The sequence below is a fragment of the Streptomyces sp. NPDC027962 genome (assembly GCF_055566095.1).
This window is the reverse complement of the sequence record NZ_JBVHTA010000004.1, coordinates 1-22,744: the sequence shown is the minus strand read 5'-3', so window position 1 is coordinate 22,744 and position 22,744 is coordinate 1. Positions and strand designations below refer to the sequence as shown.

Genomic DNA, 22,744 nt, shown 5'->3' with positions numbered 1-22,744 from the left:
TGGGACGTTGGATAGGGTACGGCGGGAGGTGCGGGGATGAGTTTCCGGCTGGCGGCGTACGCCGTGTGCATCGAGGACGGACGGGTGCTGCTCGCCCGTCACGTACCACCGGAGGGCGAGAGCAACTGGACTCTTCCGGGCGGCAGGGTCGAGCAAGGGGAGGATCCGTTCGATGCGGTGATCCGGGAGGTCGTCGAGGAGACCGGCTGCTCCGTGGTGGTTGATCGCCTGCTGGGCGTGGACTCGAGGGTGATCCCCGCGGCCGTCGCACGGGCGGGAGTCGAGCACCAGAATGTCGGCATCTTCTACCGGGTCCGCATCACCGGCGGCCGACTCCGGCCTGAGCCGAACGGTGAAATTGCGGGGTCGGTCTGGACTGCGATCCCCGAGGTCGCTTGCTTGCGTCGTTCATCGCTCGTCGACATCGGCCTCGCGCTGGCACAGACCCTTCCGGCAACCGGCCACGTCGCTCCTGTCCTGGTCGGCGGCCTGATCCAGCACTGAGGCAGCACCACCATCTGCCTGGCTTGCTTCATTCGGCGATGTTCCACCAGGAAAGCCTGCGACGTGCCCTCGTTGGAGTGAATGCGCTGGTCCGTCTGCCCGACGACGGCAGCACTATGGCTTCGACGCCTTCTGTTGCGTCCCTGGCGAGGACGGCGCCCATGAGAAAGGCGGGGTCGAGCACGAGGGCGGCCGGTTCAGGCGCACGCACCTGGTCCCGGTCCCCGACGTCGCCACATTGGAAGAGCTCAATGCCCGGATTACCGAGATCGATGCGGCCGAGGACGAACGGATCCTCGCGGGCAGACTGACCACTGTCGGCTTCAACTTCGTTGATGAGACGGACCAGTTGGCGCCGCTGCCGCTGGAAGAGTTCGAGTGCGGCATCATCCTGACACCGAAGGTCGACCGCAGCAGCAGGATCACGGTCAGGCAGTGCCACTACTCGGTGCCGACCCGCTTCATCGGCCAGAACGTGCGCCCTCCGCGAGGCAACGAACTCCTCGTCTTCGAGCGGCGGGAGGTCGTCGCCCGCCCTCCCGCGGCTGACCCGCCGAGGCGATTTCCGCGACGAACTCGACCACCATCTGGAGATCCTGCTGGCCAAGCCCGGGGCAATGGCCGGCTCAACCGCGCTGGTCACGCTCGCCAGAACGGTTCGTTCACGGAGGTCCACGAAGCATTCTGGGCCGAAGCACGCGCGGCCGGAACTCGCGCGCTGATCGAGGTTCTGCTGCTGCACCGACGGATGCCTGTAACTGCCGTCGAGCAGGGCATGGCCGCCGCGATCCGGGCGGGCTCCAGCAGCCCGGACGTGGTTGCCGTCGAGGCCCGCAGAGCAGTTGCCCTGGCCCCCGCCCCACCCGAGAACCCAGACGACGAAGGTGACCCGCCGCCCTGGGCCGAGCCCAGCGGCGTGGCGCCTCCCGCAAGGGAGGCCGGCCACAGCCATTTCGGGCCCGGCCGTCAAGTCCCAGTGCCGACCGCACCATCGCCCGCACTCGCCCAGCCGCCGCAGACACTGAGCCTGCGTCATCTTGATAATCGCTGGTCAGCAGGGCTGGCGTGACGTTCGTTCGGGGTGCTCGTGCAGGTCGTGGGCGACAGTCTGCGGTGTAGATCGTCTGGCAGGGCGGTTTCGCCGGTTCCTGCCTGCCGCTGCCGGTAGGGCTCCTACGATCCGGGGCATGGTGGACCCCGAGACGCTGGAACGGATCGCCGCGCGGCGCGCGGAGTTGGACGGGCTGGAGGAACGGCTGGTCAAGCAGTTGGAGGAGGTGCGGGCCGAGCGGGACGAACTGGCCGTCGCGATCCGGGTCCTTGAGCGGATGAGCGAGCGGATCACCGAGGAGAGTGCTGCGGTCGCGCCGGTATCTGCGCAGGTGGGCGGCCGGGCGGTGCTGATGATCCCGCACCGAGAGCCGGGTGTGGAGGAGACGGCGCTGCCGCCGGAGTACCAGCGCATCCTCACCGTCGTACGGAAGGCCGGCGGGCCGGTCATGGTCCGGCAGGTCGGCGAGGAGCTGGGGCTGGACACCGGGGTGCGGGGCAAGCTGGAGCCGCTGCGCGGGAAACTGAGCAAGCTGGCCGACCGCGGCTGGCTGCACAAACGTCCCGACGGGAAGTTCGCCTCCCGCCTGTGACCGCCCGCACCACCGGTAACGGCACGTTGGCGGGGGCGTAACCGAGTTGTCCCCGGCGGCGGTTGGAAATGTGTGAAGAACGCCAAAGAGCACGCCGAGGACACCGTCTCCCTTGTCTACGAGTGCCGGCGCGGAGATGCTGCCGTGGGTGAAGACCCCAGCAACTCCGACGGCGAATGCTGCATCGCTCCCACGGTCCCGGCGGGCCAGTTCGGCCCCGAGCTCGCGATCCGCTTGATCGACGGCACCTGAGTCACATCACGTGCCCGACCGCCCCGTTGGCGCCTTGCCAACGGGGCGGAGGGAGGGCTTCAATATCGGCCGCAGGGGCGGATTCCCCTGCCTACAAGGGCGATCCGGTTCGGGACCGGCGTGCCCGGATCTTTGCCGCCGCATCGCGGAGCAGGCCGGGTGTCAGCCGGCGGTGGACGGCGGAAGACGGTGTCCAGATGATCCGGCCGAGGAGCCGGTCATAGCGCAGGACCGTGGCCAAGGACACCCGCCCATCGGCTACCCGGACGACGAGGTTGCCGCTGAGAAACCACGAAGCCGCCTCGAGCCTGACCCAGCCTTCGCCACGTTCGGCGAGCCGCCAGCCGGCCACGGTGTCCGGCGATCGCCCCCGGCTGAGCCGCAGACCGAGCAGGCCACGCCAGATCACTCGTTCCGGGAGGCTGGGCAGGTCGCCGAACATCGCCCGGGCCCACTCCTCCGGGCTCGCCCCAACGTCCGCGGTGAGGGTGAACATGTCGACATAGTCGGCGTCGGGCAAGGAACTGAGGGTGAGCACCGGCGCCGCGACATTGCCCTTCCCCACGGCACTTTCGATGGTTTCCGGGCTGCCGCCTTCCTGATCTGGGCCACCGCGCTCCTGCCACGCGCGTTCCCATTGCCGGGTCAGTGCCGGGTAGACGATGAGATACCGGAACGGCGCGACGGCGGCCATGTACAGCCGGCCGATCAGGCCGTTGGGCTTCACGAGGACCGCCATGCGCAGCTCGTGCTCGCCGCTCGCGGTCGGCACCCATCCGAGGTGCATGATCGTGTGAACGGTTTTGTTCGCCAGTTCCCGGGCGCACTCGTTGTCGAGCCCGTACACCGGGGTGAACGGGCCGTATTCAGAGCCACTCGGGACCTCGCGGAGGTCACGCGGCAGGCGGTCGCGCAGCGACGGAACCCGCGCCGCGATACCCCCTTCGCGCTTGTCCAGGCCAAAGAGGGCGCCGACCTTCCAGCGCACCGCGAAGAGGAACCGGACCAGTGGGGACTGGCTCGCGGGTCCGTCGGCCGCATCCATCGCGGCGAGCATCGTGGAGAAGTCATCGGGTCCGGCGCCAGGCGTGCGGTAGGCCCACACATCCTCCAGCCGGAAGTCTCGGGTGAGCTCGTGGATCCGCCACGGCTGATCGGTGTGGGCTGCTTCTGGGAGCCTCATTGCCACTACCGCCTTCACTGTCGTGAGACATATACGGGTGCGTATATGGAAGCCTAGTACACTTATACGGCACCGTATATTTCTGGAGAAGTGAGGTGGGGCACGTCGTGGGCACTATTCGCACGCCGCGTGGCAGGTGGGTCGAGGAAGGGCTGCAGGCCCTGGCCGACGGCGGCCCGGATGCCGTCCGCATCGAGACGCTGGCGAAGCGGATCGGCGTGACGAAGGGCGGTTTCTACGGGTGTTTCGCCGACCGCGGCGCGCTGCTCGAGGCGATGCTGGACGCCTGGGAGCGGGAGAGTATCGATGAGGTGCTCGACCGCGTCGAGCACGAGGGCGGCGACCCCAAAACCAAGATCCAGCGTGCGGGCGCACTCACCTTCTCCAACCACCGTCTGCTGCCCATCGATCTGGCGATCCGCGACTGGGCCCGGCGCGATGAGGCGGTCGCCGAGCGCTTGCGAAGGGTCGACAACGGGCGCATGGCGCTGCTGCGCCAGATGATCGGCACCTTCTGCTCCGACGCAGATGAGGTCGAGGCCCGCAGCCTGCTCGCCTTCTGCGTGGCAATCGGTGAAAACTTCCTCGCCGCCGACCACGGCGAGCGCACCCGAGTCGAGGTTCTCGCCCGCGCCGCCGACCTGCTGCTCAACCGGCCTGCACCAGGTCGCGCGTGAAGCGCGAGGAGCCCAGGCAACGGGAAGCGTGACCTGGGTTCCTTCGGAGCGGTTTGAGGAGCCTAGCGGCTCAGTAGACCTCCATCCCGTACCAGGACAGCGCGGTGGGCGGCTGTCTGCCGTGTAGATCGTCTGGCAGGCGGTTCGGCGGTTTCTGCCCCTCGCTGTCGATGAGCCTTCTACGATCCGGTGCATGGTGGACTCCGAGGTGTCGGAGCGAATCGCCGCGCGCCGCGCGGAACTGGACGGACTCGAAGAACAGCTGGTCAAGCAGTTGGCGGAGGTGCGGGCCGAGCGGGACGAACTCGCCGTCGCCAAACGGGTTCTGCAGCGGTTGAGCGAGCAGATAGTCGAGGAGCGTGCGGCGGCTGCGCCGGTGACGGCATCGGTGGGCGGCCAGACGCTGCGAATGGTCCCGCACCGTGCGTCGGGCGTGGAGGAGACCGCGCTTCCGCCGGAGTACCAGCGCATCCTCTCCGTCGTACGGCAGGCCGCCGGGCCCGTCATGACCCGGCAGGTCGGCGAGGAGCTGGGGCTGGGGCTGGAGACCGGCGTGCGGGGCAAGCTGGAGCCACTGCGTGGAAAGCTGAGCAAGCTGGTGGGCCGCGGCTGTCTGCGGAAACTGCCTGACGGCCGGTTCGCCACCCGCCTGTGACTTCCGGCGGCGGTCCTTGTTTACCAGTGCCGCCTGCCGCTGTCGACGCGCACCCTCAACTACCTCGCTGACCTGCTGCGACGCCATCTCAAGGCGATACGGTCGCGCTGGCGGGCCCTACCGCCCGGGAGGATCGCGGTGATCGTCCTGGCCGTGCTGCGGCACGACCAGCGCCTGGCCGACTTGGCCGGCGGCAACGACATCTCCGCCACCACCATCCGCCGCTGGCGGGACGAGGTCATCGGTCTGCTCGCCGCGAAGGCCCCGCGCCTGGACCGCACCCTGAAGAAGATCGCGGGGCGCGGCGGCGAGGTCGTCCTGATCGACGGCACTCTCATCCCCACCCAGCGCCGCACCGGCCAAGCGAACCGGCCGAACTACTCTGGCAAGCACCACCGCCACGGCCTTCACTTCCTCGCCCTGACCGACGACAACGGCCGCCTGATCTGGATCTCCGCCGCCCGCCCCGGCCGCACCCACGACATCACCGCCGCCCGCCACGACCGCATCCTGTCCCACCTGCGCGAAGCCGGTCTCGGGGCGTTGGCGGACCTCGGCTTCCTCGGCCTGGACGACGACGCGGACGACCCTGTGGTCGTCACCGGCTACAAGGCCACCCGCGCCCGCAAACTCACCACCGGCCAGATGGAAGCCAACCGGGTCCTCGCCGCAGGACGCGCCCCCGTCGAACACGGCTTCGCCCACCTGAAGAATTGGCGGGTCCTCACCAAGCTCCGCACCGACCCCGCCCGCGCCACCCACCTCCTGCGCGCCCTGCTCGTCCTGACGAACCTCGAAGTCAACCGGTGACAGACGATCTACACCGCAGACTGCCGCCCACGACCAGCACGAGCACCCCAGAGGACCGTCACGCCAGCGCCCCTGACCAGCCAACTTCTAGATGGCGGAGGTTCAATGCGGGTCTGGCCACCCATTGGCGGGCCAGGGCGGTCAGCTCACCGATCAAGGCCGCTGTGGCCGGGCTCCAGCGAGCCTGGCGCAGATGCACCGTCATGGTCCAGGCGACCGACTACGCCCCCGGCGACCCGATCTGGGATCACACCGGCACCCGGCGCAGCTTCGCCTCGCTGGAGCCGTACGCGGCCACCAGCGACCTCGCCCGGCGCCACCCCAAGACCTTCCGCCACGTATGCGCCGACGGCCACTCCATGCCCGCCCCCCTCCCACGGCCACGGGATGCGTGCCGACCGCGCCCCGGCCGGCTACCGGCAGCGCAGCGGCAACCAGCTCCTGCCCTCGCCGACCGCCCGCCGCCGCGGGCCAGCCCCGGGAGGTGGCCGGGGGCGGCGGGCAGCCGCACCGCGCCGATCTGGCCCGGTCCTGGGCTGAGTTACGCGGCTCGGTCGTAGGTGTAGTGCCGGGTGTGGTCGAGCATGTCGGCCGGGGTCACATCGTTCCAGGGGCGCATGGTGTCGTGGAGGTCGACGACGTGCGCGGTGCCTGACTCGGGGAGGTACGGGGAGTCGGGGTGCAGGGCCTGCCACTCGGTCCAGAGCTTGTCGATGAAGGCGTGGTGCAGCCAGAACACCGGGTCGTTCGGTGAGACTCCGGTGGCCATCTGGCCGCCGACCCAGACGTGCACGCGATTGTGCAGATTCACTCCACGCCAGCCTTCGAGGTGGTTACGGAAGCCGTCGGACGCGCTGTTCCAAGGCGGCATGTCGTAGGTGCTCATCGCGAGGACGGTGTCGACCTCGGCGCGTGTGGGGAGTTGGCGGCCGCCTGCGCCGAGCGCCCGGCGCAGGTAGTCGCGTCTGTCGACCCGTATGGAGATGCCCCAGCCGCCCGTGGCGGCGGCGAACGGCCCGTCCATCACCTGTCCGTCCCTGCTGCGGCCGCTGCCACCGAGGAAGTCCGCCGCCCAGAGCGAGGCGGCGGGGGTGCGGTCGGCGGTCCAGTCCCAGTACGGGAGGGCGACGGACGGGTCGATGGACTGCAGGGCATGCTCGAATTCGATGAGGAAACGTCTGTGCCAGGGCAGGAAGGACGGGGACCGGTGGCCGACCCGGTCGCCGCTGTCGGTGTCGCCCATGATGAAGGCGTTGTGGGTGGTGACGAACGAGTCGTACCGGCCGCTGCGCTTGAGTGCGAGGAGTGCGTCGACGAAGGCGCGCTTCTCGGTGCTGGTCAGCTCTGCCTGGTTTTTGCGTACGGTCATGGTGGCTGGTGCTCCGGGCTCAGGAGAGGTTGAGAGGGACGAGGGCCGCGCCCTGGAGTTCCCGGACAGCGGCGCGGGCCGCGGCGCGCGGTGTGGGGAGCGGCTCGTAGTGGGTGACGACGCTGATCCAGGTGCCGTCGGTGTTGCGCATGAGGTGTAGTTCCTCGCCGTCGATGTGCACGGTCCAGCCGCCGCTGTGGTGGTCGTGGTGGCCGCCGCCGTGGCTGGGCGCGCCCTGGATGCGCCGGCCCAGGTAGACCTCGTCGAAGGCACCTGATGCGTCGTGCGTATGCGGCGTGGCCGGTGTGTGCGGTGCTCGGTCACGTGCGCTGCCGATGGCGGGCGTGGCGCTGATGACGGCGAGGCCGCCGACGGCGCCGACGGCGCTGAGGGCCTGGCGGCGGGTGAATCGGGACATGGAGGGTCTCCCCAGGTGCAAGCTGCTTCGGGACTGCGGTGCGATCGGCACCGCAGTCGCCATGCCTACCTGGGCCCGGCCAGTGAGCCGAAACCGGCGGTACGGGGTTGGTCGCCAAATGGACAACTCAGTATGTGTGGTACAAACTTGAATGGAGTTGATCTTGCTTTGGCGCCACCTTCACCTCATCCGTGCGGCGAATATTCCGCCGCCGACGTGGTCAAGATGTGAAGAATTTGCGGCAAGAGGTCGCAAGTTGTGTCCATCCTCACGTTCTCAATATGACTGGAACATATGCATGCGCCCGGCGCTCGTGAAGACGATTCGAGCGAGCTCCAAGGCCCCGCGGCCGGAAGCGAGGTGGACCGAGCTTCCGGGGCGGCCTGCCAGGAGGGGGCCACCCCTTCGGGGCATTGCCCGTCACGCGAGCCGATGTCGGTACTCACGCCGCCCTCGTGTCGCGGGGTCGGCAGCCGCGGCGTTTACGGGAACGGCGCCTTCTGAGCGGCCCTGGCCCACAAGCGGGCACTGCCCGAAGCATGCACGGTGGCGCTCCGCATGGGGCGGCGCGCCAGACCGGTTGCTGCTGTGCCCATCGGTCGCCGAAAGTCCGGAGCGTATGACCGGCCTCCAGCCGGTACACGGTCGGCCCGGGCCGGTCCCGTCCACTCGTCGGTCGTCGCCCGGCCGCCCGACCAGGTGGACCCAGGCTCGCTGCGTCTGGGGTCGCGCCTGGAGAAAGCCGTTGAGCTGCTGCCCGTTGCCCCGAACACGGCTTGGCCTGGTGGGCGATGCGCTAGCGTCGAGACTCGCATCGTGGTTGTGACATCCCGCGACTCCTTATTTCGGCGGGCTCTGGCCTGCAGGCTCTGGCCTCGGTCGGCGATTCTGCGCGCACGCCCCGGGGCTTGCCGCAAGCCCCCCGGCGCACTATATGTTGATCACGGAGAGGAGTTGGGTGCTCCCGTCCCTTCCTCGTCCGCTGTGGACGAGCATCCCATCGTCAAGCGGCGGCACTCGTACGACGTGACGTCGGCCCGGGATGCTCTCCCAGAGGGGCGAGCGTCCTACTGCCCTACGCGGCCGTCGATGCATTCGCGCAGCAGATCGGCGTGCCCGCAGTGCCGGGCGTATTCCTCGATCCGGTGGACCCACAGCTCCCGGACAGCGGTACCGTCCTGACCCACCCGTGTGCCCAGATCCGGGTACTCGGCCAGCAATTTATCGGTGGCGGCCTGTTCGCGAGCAAGATCGGCGAATGCTCCGTCGACGAGCGCCTGCTCAGCAACTGCTCCCTCGAAGTCGGCATCACCCGGTCCGTACAGCTTCGGTGTCGGACCTCCTGGCAGAATCCAATCGCGCCAGTCCCGCTCCACCTCGGCGAGATGGCGGACCAGACCCAGCAAGGACATGGTCGACGGCGGCACCGACCGGCGCGCCAGTTTCTCCGGATCCAACCCCTCGCACTTCATCTGCAGGGTCAGTCGATAGTCGCTCAGGAAGTCCTGCAGCGTCGCCAACTCGCCGTCCGCGCTGACTCCGTCACGGTTGCGGGGGTCCTCGTCGGGGTCCGCCCACATGTCGGGGTAGACGCTGGCCTGGGTCCATCGCTCGGGTACGTCGCTCATTGTGTTCACGATGCTGAGCAGTGGTCAGACATGCAAGCGCGATTTCATGCGTGCCTGCAGGCGCCGGGCGCCCGTACCAAGCTCCGGCTCGCCCGTCCTCGTGTCGTCCAGGACCTGCGGCCCAGGTACGGGTGCGGCCTCCCGGTGCGGCGGGCGCGGTGGTTTGTCAGTGGTGGCTCGTGGTGGAGGAGTCGCTCGACTACAGCGCAGGGGGAAGCATGTCCGCGACCGACCAGCGTCGTCATGCCGAGGCGCGCACTGCAATCCGTCGATCGGCCACGAGCCGACACGCCCCTTCCTGGCCCCAGGTGAGCGGCTGGACGGCTACGGGCCGGTGAACTTCCGCCCGTTCACCGGCTCGTCGCTGCTGACAGTCCGTGAACATGTGGTCGTGCTGGGCGGTGACCCCGCGGAGCTCGAACCGGTCCTTCCAGGATGTCCCGGACGATTGCGACGCCCGTGTCGACGCCTTCTGGCGCGAGGTGGAGGCACGAGGCTGAGGGGCGACAGCATCTGCACCGGCCGCGATCCAGGAGCCGTCCACGGGTCGCCCCTCCGACCGGGCGCGGCGTGTAAACCCCCCTGAACAGGCGGGCCCCGGCCGTCCGCCTTGTCCTTGACCCTCATCCCGGGGCTGGCGAATACTCGCGCATGTCCGCTCATCCGAGCGAATTGGCGTATAGCTGACCACAGGTTCCGAATCGACACAGATCCGGCGAACAAGATGCAGAGGTGGCCCCCGACCGAGGCCGACCGCTCCGCGCCGGAAGAACCTTACGAGGGGGAAGCCCATGAACAGCGGTCCGGAGAACTGCCGTTCGTGCCACGTCGATGCCCACAACGACCACCACCACCATGAGCACCTTCCCGGGCAGTCGCAGCAACTGCTGGGCCGGTTGCGTACCGCCCTGGACAGTCTGGACGGGCTCACCGATGCGCTCTCCGCGATGGTGCCGCCCTGTTGTGACCGGCGGCAAGAAACCCACAGCGCATCTGAGGCCGGAGGTGACGACGTGTTCACCGCGGTGCGCGCCGGAGCGCGCTTCGAGCTGCTGGAGGCGCGCCCCACCCTGCCGGCGGGCTGCCTCACGGGTACGCCTGCCCACCACCGCCTGATCGTCGACCTACCCGCGGTGGAGAGTCCGGGCGCCGCCGCGCGGCTCGCTGCCGCGACCGGCCGCGGCGCCCTCGTGCGCACCGTCGCCCTGCTGCCCCTGCACATCGCCGTCGCCGACCGGGAGCGCCTCGCGGTCGCGCTGGACCTGGGCCGCGGCCCCGCCGTGGTGCACACGACTCGCGCACCCGGGACCGCCCAGGACGTGGCCCGCCTGTTTCTGGAGCACTGGTGGCCCAGGGCCCGGCCGTGCGCACCGGGGTTCCTCGTCCCCCGGGGTGCGCTGACCGGGACCGAGGCCGCCGTCATCGATGGCCTCGCGCAGGGGCTGACGGACGAGAGCGTCGCCCGCCGGGTCGGCGTCACCCCGCGAACCGTGCGCCGCCATGTCGCCGCCGTCTCCGAACGCTTCGGCGCCACCTCCCGGCTCCAGCTCGGACTGATCCTCGGCCGTCGGGCCACCACCCCCGCGACGCCGGACCCGGCTGCCGGCGGCCCCGCCCCGACACGAGTCGCGCTGCCGCCGCCCGGCACTGCGGTGCCGGTGCCGGTTCAGGGATAGGGCAGGGGGTTCGTGTTCAGATCCCCGAACGCCAGCGGCCGCTCCCGCCGACCCGCTTCGAAGGGGACCCGGCCGTACCGTGGGTTGCCGAGCCCCGGGGCCTGCGGCGGGTACGGCGGGCTCAGTTCCGGCATCACCACCTTCATCAGGCTGGTATGCCGGAACTGCGGCAGGGAGAAGTCGAACGCGATCGGGTCCCAGCCCCGCTCCTCGAGCAGCCCCATCAGTGCGTCCCAGCGCCTCTCGGGCGCCTCGCCGGCCCGGCGCCGGGGCAGCTCGGACAACGGGATCTCCTCGCCGCCGTCGTAGAACCATGAGACCCGGTCCCTGTTCTCCTCGAAACCGTAGAACGGAATGACCTGGATGTAGTTGGTGAAGTCCGCGGCCTGCGCGTCCTTGCCGATGGCGAACTGACGGCCGAACGCCTCGGTGAACTCCCAGTCCGGAGTGGCCAGCGAGATACGCAGACTCCGTTCGGCCTGGGAGTACTCGGTCAGTGCCGACAGCATCGCCTCCTCCGTGTCGTCGCTGACACCGCCGCCCGCGAAGTAGCTGTAGCGGCGCAGCCAGCCGTCCCGTTCCACCGCCGTGAGCACGGGATAGTCGTGCAGGTCGAGATTGTGCAGGTAGAAGCCGATCTCGCCGGGCTGCTCGCCTGCCGTCCCCAGCAGGCGCCGCAGGGCCCGGTTCTTCAGCGGCCGGTCGATCACGACCCGGTCGAGCGGGACGCCTCCGTACCACCGCAGATTCACCGCGTCGCGCTCGAACAGCTCCAGCACGCCGTGCCACAGCGCGTCGCGTCGGCTGATGTGGCTTGCCAGCCCGCCGCTCGGGGCGAGACCGATCATCGGCTCGTCCGGCCCGTGCAGGTAGAAGAGCATCACCAACTGCGCCGGGACGTACACCTCTTCACCCGAGCGCAGCCGCCTCCCGGCGATCCAGCCCAGCTCGGTGTCCTCCGTCCACGCCTCGTACAGCGGGTCGATGGCCAACTGCTCCGGGGCGAAGACCGGGAACTCCTCCGGATGCAGGCACGGCACACCCTTGCCTGTGAGCGTCCGGTACGAACCGGTCAGGATCCGGTCCATGTACGTCAGGTACGCCAGCGAGCCGAGCACCCGCTCCACCGCCTCGCCCACCGACGACGCCGTCGTGCCGAACAGGTCGTGGCCCTTGCCCCCGCCGTACACCTGGCCGCCGAACCCGGTGCTGAGGCCGGGCAGACCCAGCAGCCTGGACATCACGTGGTCGAGGTCGAAGTACTGCCCGTGCGCCACGTACATCGGCTTGCCCAGCCCGGAACGGAAGTACGTCGTGAAGGTACGCAACGGACCGTGCGGGTGGTAATGGTCGAGGACCTCGTTGATCGCGCCGAACTCCACGTCGTTCAGGGACGGTTTGAGCAGCCGGTCCCGGTGGTTGAGCCATTCGCTGCGCAGCGCCGGCGTGCGGGCGCCTGTATGGGGCGGTGTGCTCATCGGGTTCCCTCCCAGGTGGACTTGCGACGGGCGATCCAGACGATGACCCCGGCCGCGACCAGCACCAGCGCCAGCTTCGGTAGTTCGGCGGCCATCGGCCGGCCCAGATAGGCGTCGACGGCCGCGTCGATGACCGGCGTCATGGGGTTGACGGCGGTGATCGCCTGGAGCCAGCCGGGGAACGAGTCGCGCGGGACCGCCGCGCCCGACCCGAGGAACAGCACGAAGAACAGCCCGGTCCCGATGATCTGCACGCTCCGCGCGGGCAGATCGAGGCTGCCGAGCAGTACCCCGGCGGCGAACGTGAACGCGAGACCGACCAGCACCGCGAGCGCGAACTGCGCGGGCGAGGCCAGCAGCACCCCGTAGGCGGCCGCGACCACCGCCAGCAGCACCCCGGTGGCCAGTGTGAACATCAGCAGCCCCACCACCACCTGCGACAGCCAGAACCACCACATCGGTACCGGTGCCAGCCGGTAGCGGCGCAGGATCCCGCTGGCCCGGCACTCGGCGATGTTGATGGCGACGCCGAGCACCCCCAGGTTCACCGCGATGGTGACCACGATGTGCGCCACGTACTCGTCGATGTAGCGCACCCCGTCGCTGCTCTCCGTGCCGTATGCGACGCCGAGGAACAGCAGCATCGCCATCGGGAAGACAAGGGTGAAGAACACGGCGGCGGGTTCCCTCAGGAACAGCAGTATCTCGATACGGCACAGCCGTCGCAGCCCGCGCGGCGCACGGCGCGCCAGGGGGACGACCGGTGCCGGGGTCTCAGTCACGCTCATAGGGCGTCCCCGTCCGGGTCAGATAGAGGTCCTCGAGGTCTGTGGGGCCGGTGGAGAGCGCGGCGAGGACCGGGCGTACGTCGTCCCGGGCGGGGTCGCCCGGCCGGGACTCGCCTTCCAGGCACGCGCGCAGTACGGCGACCGCCTTCTCGGCGAAGCCGTCCCCGCCGTACGCGTAGTGGGTGCCGGCCACCACCCGGGAGGCGGCCCAGCCCGGCACCCGGCGCAGCACCTCCTCCGTCCAGGGCCGGTCGGGCAGTCGGACGCGGGTGGTGAGCCCTGCGGCGCCGAGCAACTCGCCGACCGGGCCCTCGGCCGCGATACGGCCCCCGTCGAGCACGTACACACGATGGCAGCGGCTCTGCGCCTCGTGCAGATCGTGCGTGGCCAGGAGGACGGCTGTCCGGGAGCCGGTGAGCTGCTCCAGCACACCCCACATCTCCAGACGGGCATGTGGGTCCAGGCCCGTCGTCGGCTCGTCCAGGAGCAGGACCGGTGGTCGGCCCAGCAGCGCCAGGGCGAGGGTGAGCCGGCGCTTCTGCCCGCCGGAGAGCCGCCGGTAGAACACCCTGCTGTGCGCGGTCAGCCCGATCCGCTCCAGCAGATCCGCGGGGTCCCACGGCTCGTCGTAGAACCCGGCGAACAGGTCCAGCGCCTCACCGACGCGCAGCCGCTCGGCGAGGCTGGACTCCTGCAACTGCGCGCCGAACGCGAGGTGGTAGGCAGCGGGGCCCGCCTCGCGCGTCAGCCCGGCGACGGTGACCGTGCCGCTGTCCGGCCGGCGGATTCCCTCCACGCACTCCAGGAACGTGGTCTTGCCGGCGCCGTTGGGGCCCACGAGCCCCACGATCTCGCCTTGGTGGACGCGGACGGAGACCCCCTTGAGCACCGCATTGCCGCCGTAGCTCTTGTACACGCCTGCCGCGTCGAGCAGCACGCGGCCGCCGGACGGCGGCGAAGGGTCCGGCGGGTCGGACGGGTCCGGTCGGCGGGACGTCTCGTTCGTCGTCATGGGTGTGTCTCCTGTGGGTCGCGGGGACCTGGGGGCGGGGCGCCGCCGTGCGATGGGCCCGCGGTCTCCGGTGGGCCGTTGTGCGGCGGCGGGCCGGTGTCCCGTCGGCCGCTTCCATGTGGTCCGTTGACGTGTGGACCGGATTCCCTCGGTCCGGTGTCCTGCGGGCCGGGCAGGGCGTCGGCCGGCCACGGACCGGCGAGCGTCTGCGCCGCCGCCGGCAGTGCCGCGAGCGCGGGCAGCGCCTCCAGTTCGCCCCTCAGTGCCAGGACGCCGGTGGCCCAGGGGCCCGCCGCCTCCGACCGGTCGGCGAGCGCGTCGACAGCGCCGCCTGTCGCCGCCGTCAGCACGGCTTGGCGCGGCAGCCCCGCCCGCTCCCACCAGGACAGTTCGTCGTACAGCCCGTACCCGGGGACCAGAGCCACGCCCAGCGCGTCGCTGCCCGGCAGCAGCGTCACCCCGCTCGCGTGCGCGGTCGCCAGCGCCTCCAGCAGGAACGCCCAGCCGGCGTCGAACTCCTTGCGCGCCGCGCCCTTGAGGTGCTCGAAGCCGAAGTGTTCGCGGGCATACTTGCGTCCGAACACCATGCCGGGCCCGCGCATGTCCAGCAGGTACTGGTGGAACGGCGCAATCGGCACCAGCCGGTCCAGCCGGGGCTCGGCCACCGCTTCGTCGAGCAGGGCCGACCTGCGCCAGGAGTGCAGCAGCGGCACGAGCGCCACGCCGTGGCCGGCCAGCACCCTCAGCTGCTCGCCCGCCGCGCGCCGCACCGCCGGATCGGCGAACGCGCGCACCACGGCGCCCGGCCCCCGCCCGCTGCCTCGGCCCTGCCCGGACGGTCCGAGCAGACAGCGGGGCAGATCGCGCACCACCTTCACCCCCGCCTTCGCCGCTTCGGCGGCGCCGGCGAGCCCCGGCTGGTGCGTCACCCCCATCCCATGCGCCCGCGCCGCTGAGACCACCACGGCGAGGAGACCGGCGTCCAGCGAGGGGCCGGTGGCGATCGTGTACGCCCCGTCCGCCGCGAGCGCCTCGACGGCGCGCCGGGCGGCCGCCGCCCCACGCACGAGTCGCGTCGCCGTCGCCGCGACGGGCGGGCCGTCGAGAACCGGCCCTGTCCAGAGCAGCAACGGGCCGCCCCCTGCGTCGAGTTCGGCCAGAGCGGCGCAGGGCTCGGTGTGACCGCCCACGGCGAGGACCACGCCGACGCCGGCCTCGGCAGACATCTCCATGCAGACCCGGTGGGGTGCCAGGGCGTCGCCGTCGATCATGCGGTTGAAGTAGCCGGTCACCCGGGCGCAGGCGTCGACCGGGCCCGGCAGCAGCACGCCGTGCCGCCGCACGGGGTGCCCCGCCGGCGGTGGGGTGCCCACACCCCAGTCGGCCACCCGCCCGTCGGACACCAGGACCCAGCCGTCAGCCGACCAGCGGCGGCCGTCGCACAGCAGCGGTGCCGTGTGCACCGTCATCGAGCATCCCTCCTTCCGGGGTGTCGACGCCCTTGCGGCGCGTCATGCGCCGGCAGGCCAGGAACTGGAACACCAGATGGGCGGTCAGGGCCGGCAGCAGCGTCCCGGCAGCAACCGTCAACGCGCCCCACACCAGACCGTGCACCGCCTTGGCCGGTACGGCCGACAGCCCGAACGACGCGTGGTGCACCCCGAACAACAGGGCCTGGAGCACGAGCGCTGCCCCGAGTGGCACCGCCTCCCGGAGCCCCGTGAGCAGGTAGCCGCGGAACAGCACCTCCTCCGCGACGGCAGTCACCAGCCCGAGCGCAAGGAGGCCCCGCGGGCTGCTCGCCCACGCCCCCGCCGCCCGCATTCCGGCGGCCTCGCCGCGCGCAGGCCGCGGCGCGGCTCGGCCGGCCGCTGTTGCCGGCGGCGTGTCCGTGTGGGCGGCGGGGCCGCCCCCGGGCCGGACCGCCGGGTCCCCCGCGCCCGGCGGTCCGGCGAATCGGCGGGTCAACACCCGCTGGGACAACATCAGTTCGCCGATGTAGCCGACAGCGCCCGCCACGGCCCCTCCGACCACCGCCGCGCCGAGCAAGAGACCGCCGCCCGTCCCGAGTGGCTCCCGGGCCCACAGGCCCAACGCTCGCGGATCGAACCCGGTGAGCGCCGCCGCGATGAGCGCTGCCGCCGCCACGACCCCGGCGTACAGCACGGGCGCGAGCCGCTCGACCGTCCTGCGCGCCGCACGGCCGCCGGTCATGGACCTCCCGTACCGCATGCCGACCGCGATCACGGCGCCGAGCAGCAGCGCGAACGCGGGGAGGACAGTGACGACCAGCAGCAGCCGACCCATTCGGTCACCGCCCGCCGGGCAGGCCGCAGGCGAACATCAGTGAGACGAACGCGTCCCGGCCGTCCAGCCGCAGCAGATCGTTGGCCGCGTCGTCGTCGAATGCCGCCACCGCACAGGTGTTCAGCCCGAGAGCTGTGGCGACCAGATAGAGGTTCTGGGTGAGCACCCCCAGGTCGACGTGGACGAAGCGGTAGGACCGGACGCCGTACTTCCACTCCACGCGGGACATGTCGACCGACAGGAACAGCACAGCGGGCGCGTGGAACAGCCAGTCGGCCGCGATGCCGGCCTCGGCTACCTTGCCTCGCATGTTGCCCGTGTCGACGTGCACGAGTTCCGGTGCGGACGGGCGGTAGCAGTACAGACCTTGCGCCAGCCCGTCGACCGCGTTCGCCACGACGTACAGATCGACAGGGGCGAGACCACCCGCTGACGGAGCCCGGCGCACCGGAAAATCGCGCACGTTGTAGCCGGGCCGATGACCACGGATGCCGGCGGCCTGCTCCAGCAGGGCCGCCAGGGTGGCGAACTCGAGCGGCCGGGCGGCGAAGGTGGTGCTGGAGTGCCGCTGTTCGATCGCGTCGGCGAGGGTGATGTCCGGCAGTGCGCGGGGCGCGGGCAGCGGTACGGCCGGCAGGCCCTTCAGCGGCGGTTCGGCCGGACGCGGGCGCGCCGCCTGGAGAGCCCGGGGGTCGATCATGTCGTCGCAGACGCCCGATCGCAGCCTGCGGTGCACCAGGTCGCGCAGCCGCAGCGGCCGGTCATCGGCGTCCGCGGCCGCGCCGTCGAGGAGGCTGCGCACGGCGGGCAGGTCACAGGCGCGGGTGCCGAGCGCCGCCGCCAGTTCCTCGTCGCCCGGCCGCTCCGGCGTGTCAGGAATCTGCGGGGCCGGAGATGCCTGGGGAGTCTGCGGTGCCGGTGGTGACTGGGGAGCGGTCGTCATGCGGAACCTCCGGTGTCGGGGCGCGCCGCCCGGCCCGCTTCCTCGGAGGGAGCGGCCGGGCGCAGGGCCACCACGGCCAGAGCCGAGCGCTCCAGGCCGTCGCAGTGCAGCAGGGTGTCGAGTTCGTCGTCGTAGAAGTCCGTGACGGGCAGCGGGGCGTAGCCCGCTTGCTGGGCGAGCCCGCACACCACGTCGGTCAGGACACCCGCGTCCATGAGCATGCGGCGGTATCCGCGAGGACCGCCGGCGAGCATGCTGCGCCAGGGCACGCCGGTGACGACGACGGCGGCCTCGCTGGCGCGCAGGGCGTCGGCGGCGGGCTGGTCGGCCATGACCGGGGCGAGCGCCGCCGGGCCGTCCAGCCGGCGTTCCACCCACAGGGCGTCCTCGCCCGGCTGCTGGCGGCACAGCGCGTCCGCCGCGACGACCATGAGGTCGCAGCTGTAGAGCAGGGTCACCAGTCGGCCGCCGGCTCCGAACGGGGCACACAACGTGCCAAGTGAGTCGGGTAGTTCACCGTGAGGTCGCCGTACCTCGTTCGAGGGGCCGGTGAAGTCCTCCGCACGGTGGCGTCCGCACGTGGTGAAGTACCAACGGCGTACGCCCTCCTGCTCGGCGTCGGTCAGCCGGTGGTCGGGACGGTGCCTCGACAGCCGACTGTTGAAGTGGAACAGCTCGGCGACGTCGTCCTGCGCGGGTGCGACGCGGTTGACGAACCCGGCGGCCTTGCCCGGCGCCAGTTCCACGACATTGGGGGAGGGGATGAGGGTCTGCTCCAGCGTCCGCCGCAGCAGGTGGTCGAGCCCCGGCGTATGGACCGAGGTCGTGTTGACGGATGACATGGGTGCCGTCTCCTCGCGGGACTACAGGAAGGGGTGCCGGAACGAGGGGCGGTGCTCGGTGCAGACCGGGCAGCGGGGCAGCCGCAGCACGTGCTCCTGCGTGATCTCCAGCCGTTCGAAGTCGACTCTGATCGCGCGGCCCACCAGGAAGCTCGCGCCGTCGACGAGGAACGGGGCGATGCCGATCGCTGCCCAGGACGCTCCGATGGCCGCGTACGGCCCCAGCAGCGGAGGGATGCCCTCGGCCGTGCGGCCCGCCAGCTCCTCGCTGTACAGCTGGTACTCGCTGCGCAGCGCACGGGAGGATTCGTGCTGGATCTCGTGCTCGTTGTAGCAGGGCGATTCGCCGGGCACGACCAACGGGCCGACGATCAGCTCGCTGCCGTCCGCGTACACCGGTAGCCAGGGCCGGCCCGCCGCCACCGCCGCACGGTTGACCCGGTGCAGCAGGGAGGGGCGGAAGCCGTCGAGGGCGAGGACGACAAGATCGGACCCGTCCAGCAGGTCGGCGAGCTGCTCGTCGTCGTCCATGCCTGCGTCCACGCAAGTGTCAGTGCCTGCGCTTTCCTGCGTACCGGCGGAGTCTGCGGGCAGGACGGGGACATCGCCGACACCGAGTCCGGTGAGCTGCGTGGTGAGCTGGGCGCCGACTGCGCCCTGGCCCAACACGGCCACCGAAGTGTCGGCCAGCGGGCGCACCGGCCGTCCACCGACGATGCTGCGGTACATGGTGAAGGTGGAGGAGCCCTCCGGCACCAGCACCCCTTCGTCCGTCAACTGGCCCACCAGCGCACTCAGTTCCTCCTTGCCCGCCCGGTCCGCGAAGGTCCCCACGACCTCGTCGGGCAGCTGCGGGACGGCGAACTCCCGCAGCAGCGGCCCCAGTACGCGGTGCCGGCCGTCGTCGCGCAGGACCCGCGAATAGCGGGAACGTGCACCGTGGCGCAGCAGCACCTCGTCGTCGGTGCACTGCACCAGGGTCAGGTACGGGTTCCTCACGAGCCGGTCCCCGGTTTGCTGCGGCGCACCGTCCGCCGGCGTCATGGACGCGGCCGGAACGCCGCCGTCGAGCGTTTCTGTCACGGGTTCTCCTCGGTGGGCTGCGCGGATACGGGGCAACCGCCGGGTCCGGCGCGGGCCGGACCCGGCGGCCTGGCACTAGAGCAGCTTCTGCGCGACCGTGCAGTGGCAGTGGCAGCACCAACCGCCCGGCGCGACCGTCGCGTCCGCCGAGAAGTACTTCTCCTCGATCTTGTCGATGATCCGGAGCATGGGACACCTCCTCTCCCGGTTCGGCGATGCCGGAAGTTCGTGGATCGGTCCGCGAACCCCGGCACCGATGGACGCCCCGAACCTAAGGAGCGGTCCGGGGCCGGGACAACGTCTCCGCGGCGTCCTGAAGCGGCGATGACCTGTGGCGGACGTGCACGTGGACGCGGACGTGGACGTGGAGGTGTGCGTGGGCGCGGAAAAAGGACCCGTAGCCCGGGCCCGGGCTACGGGTTACGGGCACCTGCGCGGGCGCCGGGGGCCGGCGGCCGGCGGCGGTGTCTCAGCCGGCGCCCTCACCGAGGCCGTCCTCGCGGACCCGTGAGGCGAGGTCGATCTTCGTGTACGCGGGCCGCCCGGCCTGCTGGTACTTGTACTTGACCCGGTCGAGGTAGTACTTGGCCGTGTGCGGACTGATGCCCGCCCGCCGTGCCGTGCTCTTGAGGGTGAGACCGGAGGCGTAGTCGAGCAGGACCTCACGTTCCTTGGGGGACAACGCGGGCCGGCCGGGGCTCGTGTCGTGTGCCCAGGCGAACGCGAGTTCCGCCGAGTGCGCCGTACCGCCGCTCGCCACCACCGTGACGGCCTCCGTGAGGACGTCCAGGTCGTGGTCCTTGGTCAGATAGCCGTCCGCGCCCGCCGCGATCGCGGAGACGATCCGGACCCGGTCCGCCACCGTGCTGATGATGAGCACGCGGCAGCCCATGGCCCGGAGGCGGCGGATGTTGGCGGCCGGTTCCGAACCGTCCTTGAGCAGCAGGTCGAGCAGTACGACGTCGGCCGCCGGTCCCTCGCCCGTCGCAGCGCCGTCGAACGCCATCAGGTCGTCGACGGTTGCCACCGTCGCCACCAGCTCCATCCCGGGTACCGCCGCCAGCCAGGAGCGCAGGCCGCCCAGCAGCATCCGGTCGTCGTCCACGACGGCGATCCTGATCACCGCGGCCATCGCAGCTCCGCGGGGGCCGGTCCGCTCACCGTGGCCATCGCAGCTCCACGACGGTGCCCTCGCCGGGCGCGCTGTCCACCTCTGCCCGGCCGCCGGCCTCCCGCATCCGGGCGTGCACCGACTGCGCCAGCCCCAGATGACCGGCCGTGTCGCACGTGCCAGGGGCGAAGCCGGCCCCCTGGTCGACGATCCTCACCGTCACGCCGTCGCCGTGCCCGGAGGCGGTGACGAAGGCATGGCCCGTCCCGGCATGCCGCTGAACGTTGTTGAGCGCCTCGCCGGCGGCGTGGGCCAGCGCCGAGACGACCTCGGGCGGCAGAGCGGGCAGGTCGTGGTACTGGGCCGTCACCTTCAGCTCCAAGTCCTCGGCGGCCCGCACGGCGCTCTCCAGTGCGGCACCGAGACCCGGCACAGGCCCCTCCTCCTCGGCGCGCTGGACCAGCCTGCGCAGGTACGCCGCTTCCCGCGCACAACGCGCCCGAACATGGTCCGAGTTGGCGTCGACACCCCCACCGGCGATGGTGGTCAGCGTGGCGAGCACCGTGTCGTGCAGGGCGCGGTGATGGGCCATCCGCTCGGCGTACCGCGCTCGTTCCGCCTCCGCCGTCATCGCCTGCTCGGTCGCCGCGTCGAGCAGGCTGCCCTGCCGGCGCACGTACCACCACAGCACCCAGGCCATCGCCGCGGAGGACAGTACGGAGTTGGTGTGCGCGACGGTGACGGCAGCCCCCGCGCCGGTCATGCGGTATCCGACGACGTGGGTCACGGCGATCAGCAGAATGGCGCCCGCCGCGGGCCACCGCCCCAGTCCGACGGCGGCCAGCGCGCTGGACGAGCCGCCCAGCAGCATCACCCAGCCGATCGTCGGGGCGTCCTGCGCGGCCGCCCAGAAGTACGCGGCGAACGGCAGGACGCACCCCACCAGCAGCACGTCGGCCACGACGGCCGGCGGGCGGAACCAGTTTCCCGACCGCGTGGGGGCAAAGACGAGCACACTGCACACGACGGCCGTCGACAGGAGCAGCCAGCTCACCGGACGGCCTTGTGGGCTTCGGACCACACCCGTGAGACCGACCAGGAGATGGCTGGTTCGGTACAGCAGTGTCGCCAGCACGAGAAACGACTGTGCGCGCTGGAGCCCTGAGCCGATCCGCACCTGATGTCCCTCCGCGACGACCGGATGTCATCCGATCACCGCTATGTCGGGCTCCGCTCGAATCTTGGTGAAACAAGGCAGCAAAGTGGCGTGAAATGACCGGATCCACGCTGTGGACGGCCCTCTTGGCCGCACGTGCGCCCCCCGTACCGTCCGGGTCGCCGTCACTGTCCGAGTCGGCGCCGACGAGCCCCCGTGGGCGCGGGCAACGGAGCGGACGACCGCCGGACCGTGACGTGCCCGCGCTGGTTGGGGGTTGGCGCCGTGTTCGGTGTCGTGTTGCTGCGGCGCTGTCCCGAGCGGGGGCGCATCACCTGGATCGGCAGCGCCGAATTCGCGGCGGCCGGCGAAGCGAGCTCGTCGTCGAGCAGAGCCTGCAGCCGGTCGGCCGGCCGGAAGCCGTGGGTGGCGGGTGGCCGGCCGGATCGCGCTGTCCTGGTGGCGGGTCGGCCGGTCGGCGTCGGGGGCAAGTTCCGGACCCGGTGTGGCCGGCTGGTGAAGCAGGGGATCCTGCGCGTCGGCGAACCATTCCGCCGGCCCGTCGACCGGGAGGCCGGGGACCTCGGTGAGCCTTTGCCGGTGGCTCGCGGTGTACTCCAGGTAGCGGCGCAGCAGGAGTGCCGGGGGAGCGATGGGGTGGTTCTGTGCGGAGCAGGACGTGTATGGCCAGGTCGTCTTCGTCCCGAGTGAGGCCGCGAGGTCGTCGGGTGGGTTCGGTTCTGTGGCTGGGTTGGTGTTGGTGTTGGTGTTGGTGTGGGGGTTAGGCGCTGTTTCTCGGATCATGTGCGGAGCCAGATCACGAGGGTGGCGAGGGTGACGGTGCCGAGGTAGATGTAGGCGCGTTTCTCGTAGCGGGTGGCGACAGCGCGGAAGCCCTTCAACCGGTTGATGGCACGTTCGACGGTGTTGCGCTTCTTGTAGAGCTCGCTGTCGAATCCGGTGGGCCGGCCGCCTCGGGAACCTCGGTTCTGCCGGTGTCTGCGCTGGTCGAGGCGTTCGGGGATGGTGTGCCGGATTCCGCGTCGTCGCAGGTAACGGCGGTTGCTGCGGGACGTGTAGGCCTTGTCCGCCAGGACATGATCGGGTCGGGTGCGAGGCCTTCCGACTCCGGCGCGGGGCACGGAGATCTGCTCCAGCACGTGCTCGAGCTGGGGGCCGTCACCGTAGTGGCCGGGTGTCAGGACGAGG

At 70.9% G+C, this 22,744-nt stretch carries 23 protein-coding genes; 8 read left to right on the top strand and 15 right to left on the bottom strand.

What is annotated here, in order from left to right:
• Positions 1 to 36 precede the first annotated feature (36 nt).
• The 4 genes from ACZ4SA_RS04850 to ACZ4SA_RS04835 all read left to right on the top strand — a co-directional run bounded on the left by ACZ4SA_RS04850 (position 37) and on the right by ACZ4SA_RS04835 (position 2,399).
• Positions 37 to 504 carry an NUDIX hydrolase gene (locus ACZ4SA_RS04850; protein ID WP_468269888.1) on the top strand — a complete coding sequence of 156 codons (468 nt, stop codon included), beginning with the start codon at positions 37 to 39 and terminating at the stop codon, positions 502 to 504.
• 238 nt (positions 505 to 742) lie between these two features.
• Positions 743 to 1,573, top strand: coding sequence for a Mu transposase domain-containing protein (locus ACZ4SA_RS04845; protein WP_468269886.1), 831 nt, complete (start codon positions 743 to 745; stop codon positions 1,571 to 1,573).
• Between the two features lie 118 nt (positions 1,574 to 1,691).
• Positions 1,692 to 2,147 carry a hypothetical protein gene (locus ACZ4SA_RS04840; RefSeq protein ID WP_468269884.1) on the top strand — a complete coding sequence of 152 codons (456 nt, stop codon included), beginning with the start codon at positions 1,692 to 1,694 and terminating at the stop codon, positions 2,145 to 2,147.
• 72 nt (positions 2,148 to 2,219) lie between these two features.
• Entirely contained in the window at positions 2,220 to 2,399 is a 180-nt protein-coding gene (locus ACZ4SA_RS04835; RefSeq protein WP_468269882.1) for a hypothetical protein, read from the top strand.
• A 91-nt stretch (positions 2,400 to 2,490) separates the two neighbouring features.
• On the opposite strand, the gene ACZ4SA_RS04830 is transcribed toward ACZ4SA_RS04835, so the two are convergent.
• The gene (locus ACZ4SA_RS04830; RefSeq protein WP_468269880.1) at positions 2,491 to 3,582 is read right to left on the bottom strand and encodes a DUF2867 domain-containing protein; all 1,092 of its coding nucleotides are present in this window, start codon (positions 3,580 to 3,582) and stop codon (positions 2,491 to 2,493) included.
• A 107-nt stretch (positions 3,583 to 3,689) separates the two neighbouring features.
• On the opposite strand from ACZ4SA_RS04830, the gene ACZ4SA_RS04825 reads away from it, so the two are divergent.
• The 3 genes from ACZ4SA_RS04825 (at position 3,690) to ACZ4SA_RS04815 (ending at position 5,724) form a co-directional block, all read left to right on the top strand.
• Complete coding sequence (locus tag ACZ4SA_RS04825) at positions 3,690 to 4,259, top strand: TetR/AcrR family transcriptional regulator (RefSeq protein ID WP_468269878.1); 570 nt, start codon at positions 3,690 to 3,692, stop codon at positions 4,257 to 4,259.
• A 193-nt stretch (positions 4,260 to 4,452) separates the two neighbouring features.
• Entirely contained in the window at positions 4,453 to 4,914 is a 462-nt protein-coding gene (locus ACZ4SA_RS04820; protein ID WP_468269876.1) for a hypothetical protein, read from the top strand.
• Positions 4,915 to 4,947: 33 nt separating this feature from the next.
• Positions 4,948 to 5,724, top strand: a complete 777-nt coding sequence (locus tag ACZ4SA_RS04815; protein WP_468270313.1) for a transposase family protein — start codon at positions 4,948 to 4,950, stop codon at positions 5,722 to 5,724.
• 541 nt (positions 5,725 to 6,265) lie between these two features.
• On the opposite strand, the gene melC2 is transcribed toward ACZ4SA_RS04815, so the two are convergent.
• The 3 genes from melC2 to ACZ4SA_RS04800 form a co-directional block, all read right to left on the bottom strand.
• Positions 6,266 to 7,093: a tyrosinase MelC2 gene (melC2, locus tag ACZ4SA_RS04810; protein ID WP_468269874.1), complete on the bottom strand. Its 828-nt coding sequence runs from the start codon at positions 7,091 to 7,093 to the stop codon at positions 6,266 to 6,268.
• A 19-nt stretch (positions 7,094 to 7,112) separates the two neighbouring features.
• A complete protein-coding gene (gene melC1 / locus ACZ4SA_RS04805) occupies positions 7,113 to 7,511 on the bottom strand; it encodes an apotyrosinase chaperone MelC1 (RefSeq protein WP_468269872.1) in 399 nt (132 codons plus the stop codon).
• A gap of 1,067 nt (positions 7,512 to 8,578) precedes the next feature.
• Positions 8,579 to 9,139: a DinB family protein gene (locus tag ACZ4SA_RS04800; protein WP_468269870.1), complete on the bottom strand. Its 561-nt coding sequence runs from the start codon at positions 9,137 to 9,139 to the stop codon at positions 8,579 to 8,581.
• 791 nt (positions 9,140 to 9,930) lie between these two features.
• On the opposite strand from ACZ4SA_RS04800, the gene ACZ4SA_RS04795 reads away from it, so the two are divergent.
• Complete coding sequence (locus ACZ4SA_RS04795; RefSeq protein WP_468269868.1) at positions 9,931 to 10,815, top strand: helix-turn-helix transcriptional regulator; 885 nt, start codon at positions 9,931 to 9,933, stop codon at positions 10,813 to 10,815.
• Here ACZ4SA_RS04795 and ACZ4SA_RS04790 read toward each other — a convergent pair.
• From ACZ4SA_RS04790 to ACZ4SA_RS04740, 11 genes are all read right to left on the bottom strand, one after another.
• The gene (locus tag ACZ4SA_RS04790) at positions 10,806 to 12,293 is read right to left on the bottom strand and encodes a YcaO-like family protein (RefSeq protein ID WP_468269866.1); all 1,488 of its coding nucleotides are present in this window, start codon (positions 12,291 to 12,293) and stop codon (positions 10,806 to 10,808) included. The two genes, ACZ4SA_RS04795 and ACZ4SA_RS04790, sit on opposite strands and share 10 nt — an antisense overlap.
• Positions 12,290 to 13,081, bottom strand: a complete 792-nt coding sequence (locus ACZ4SA_RS04785; protein WP_468269864.1) for an ABC transporter permease — start codon at positions 13,079 to 13,081, stop codon at positions 12,290 to 12,292. Before ACZ4SA_RS04785 ends, ACZ4SA_RS04790 begins: the two co-directional genes overlap by 4 nt.
• Entirely contained in the window at positions 13,068 to 14,093 is a 1,026-nt protein-coding gene (locus ACZ4SA_RS04780; RefSeq protein ID WP_468269862.1) for an ABC transporter ATP-binding protein, read from the bottom strand. The genes ACZ4SA_RS04785 and ACZ4SA_RS04780 overlap by 14 nt, the downstream gene beginning before the upstream one ends.
• Positions 14,090 to 15,562 carry a hypothetical protein gene (locus ACZ4SA_RS04775; RefSeq protein WP_468269860.1) on the bottom strand — a complete coding sequence of 491 codons (1,473 nt, stop codon included), beginning with the start codon at positions 15,560 to 15,562 and terminating at the stop codon, positions 14,090 to 14,092. The genes ACZ4SA_RS04780 and ACZ4SA_RS04775 overlap by 4 nt, the downstream gene beginning before the upstream one ends.
• Positions 15,510 to 16,400 carry a lysostaphin resistance A-like protein gene (locus ACZ4SA_RS04770; RefSeq protein WP_468269858.1) on the bottom strand — a complete coding sequence of 297 codons (891 nt, stop codon included), beginning with the start codon at positions 16,398 to 16,400 and terminating at the stop codon, positions 15,510 to 15,512. Before ACZ4SA_RS04770 ends, ACZ4SA_RS04775 begins: the two co-directional genes overlap by 53 nt.
• Before the next feature lie 4 nt (positions 16,401 to 16,404).
• A complete protein-coding gene (locus ACZ4SA_RS04765) occupies positions 16,405 to 17,343 on the bottom strand; it encodes a SagB/ThcOx family dehydrogenase (protein WP_468269856.1) in 939 nt (312 codons plus the stop codon).
• Complete coding sequence (locus tag ACZ4SA_RS04760; RefSeq protein ID WP_468269854.1) at positions 17,340 to 18,185, bottom strand: nitroreductase family protein; 846 nt, start codon at positions 18,183 to 18,185, stop codon at positions 17,340 to 17,342. Before ACZ4SA_RS04760 ends, ACZ4SA_RS04765 begins: the two co-directional genes overlap by 4 nt.
• A 21-nt stretch (positions 18,186 to 18,206) precedes the next feature.
• Positions 18,207 to 19,268 (bottom strand): TOMM precursor leader peptide-binding protein, encoded by a 1,062-nt coding sequence (locus ACZ4SA_RS04755; protein ID WP_468269852.1) that lies wholly within the window; start codon positions 19,266 to 19,268, stop codon positions 18,207 to 18,209.
• A gap of 469 nt (positions 19,269 to 19,737) precedes the next feature.
• The gene (locus ACZ4SA_RS04750; protein ID WP_468269850.1) at positions 19,738 to 20,400 is read right to left on the bottom strand and encodes a DNA-binding response regulator; all 663 of its coding nucleotides are present in this window, start codon (positions 20,398 to 20,400) and stop codon (positions 19,738 to 19,740) included.
• Between the two features lie 25 nt (positions 20,401 to 20,425).
• Entirely contained in the window at positions 20,426 to 21,433 is a 1,008-nt protein-coding gene (locus tag ACZ4SA_RS04745) for a sensor histidine kinase (protein WP_468269848.1), read from the bottom strand.
• Positions 21,434 to 22,335: 902 nt separating this feature from the next.
• The coding region (locus tag ACZ4SA_RS04740; protein ID WP_468269846.1) for an IS5 family transposase at positions 22,336 to 22,744 on the bottom strand (409 nt) is incomplete at its 5' end.